The sequence below is a fragment of the Pseudomonas sp. RA_105y_Pfl2_P56 genome, assembly GCF_963970845.1.
Classification (GTDB): Bacteria; Pseudomonadota; Gammaproteobacteria; order Pseudomonadales; family Pseudomonadaceae; genus Aquipseudomonas; species Aquipseudomonas baetica_A.
In genome coordinates, this window is sequence record NZ_CAXAPL010000094.1 from 1 (window position 1) to 1,536 (window position 1,536).

The 1,536-nt window shown below is 60.0% G+C and carries 1 protein-coding gene; it reads right to left on the reverse strand.

From position 1 onward, the window contains the following. Nucleotides 1-1,536, reverse strand: a 1,536-nt coding sequence (locus AACY11_RS28175; RefSeq protein ID WP_339496313.1) for an immunoglobulin-like domain-containing protein, incomplete at both ends; no start/stop codon positions are given.

The following is a 1,536-nucleotide window of genomic DNA, read 5'->3' on the forward strand; positions in this document are numbered from 1 at the left end:
CGGTGGCGCTGAGCGACAGGTTGGTGGTGTCGACGGTGTCAGTCACGGTGGTGCTGACTGGTGTTTTGTCGGCCACGAGATTTTCGTAGTTGCCGCCGCTCACGTCAGTGATCGAGTTGGTCAGCGGTGCGTTACCGGCCAGCGCATCGTTTGGCGCAGTGGTGGTCACGGTGCCGGTGGTTTTGCCGACTTCGATGGTGATGTTCTGGCCGTTGGCCAGGGTCACGACGACTGGCGAACCGGTGACCGGTGCACCAACAGTGGCTGTGTAAGTGACGGTGCCGCCTTCAGCCACGGAGGTATCAGCCGTCAGTTTGACGGTCGAAGTGTCGATGGTGTCGGTCACTTCAGTCACGGCCGGAACAGTGCTTGGCACCAGGTTCTCGAAGTTGCCACCAGTAGCAGTCGAAATGGTTGCTTCGACTTTGCCGGCATCTTTGTAGACGTCATCGGCAGGCGCTGGAACAGTCACAGTGCCGGTGGTTTTACCTGCCTCGATGGTGATCACTGCGCCGTTCGACAAGGTCACAGTCACTGGCGAGCCAGCGGCGTTGGTCAGGGTGGCGGTGTAAACAATCGAACCGCCCTCGGCCACAGAGTCGGTGGCGCTGAGCGACAGGTTGGTGGTGTCGACGACGTCGGTGATGGTGGTCGAAACAGGTGTTTTGTCGGCCACGAGATTTTCGTAGTTGCCACCGCTCACGTCAGTGATCGAGTTGGTCAGCGGAGCCTGGCCAACCAATGCATCGTTAGGCGCAGTGGTGGTCACGGTGCCGGTGGTTTTACCCACCTCGATGGTGATGTTTTGACCGTTGGCCAGAGTCACCACGACAGGCGAACCAGTAACCGGAGCACCAACAGTGGCGGTGTAAGTGACGGTGCCGCCTTCAGCCACGGAAGTATCAGCCGTCAGTTTGACGGTCGAAGTGTCGATGGTATCGGTCACTTCAGTCACGGCCGGGACAGTGCTCGGCACCAGGTTCTCGAAGTTGCCACCAGTAGCAGTCGAAATGGTTGCTTCAACTTTGCCGGCGTCTTTATAGACGTCATCGGCTGGAGCCGGAACGGTCACGGTGCCAGTGGTCTTGCCCGCCTCGATGGTGATCACTGCGCCGTTCGACAAGGTCACAGTCACTGGCGAGCCAGCAGCGTTGGTCAGGGTCGCGGTGTAAACGATCGAACCACCCTCGGCCACCGAGCCAGTGGCGCTGAGCGACAGGTTGGTGGTGTCGACGGTGTCAGTCACGGTGGTGCTGACTGGTGTTTTGTCGGCCACGAGATTTTCGTAGTTGCCACCGCTCACGTCAGTGATCGAGTTGGTCAGCGGAGCCTGGCCAACCAATGCGTCGTTAGGCGCGGTGGTGGTCACGGTGCCGGTGGTTTTGCCGACTTCGATGGTGATGTTCTGGCCGTTGGCCAGAGTTACCACGACTGGCGAACCCGTGACCGGGGCGCCCACGGTTGCGGTGTAAGTAACGGTGCCACCCTCGGCCACGGAAGTATCAGCCGTCAGTTTGACGGTCGAAGTGTCGATGG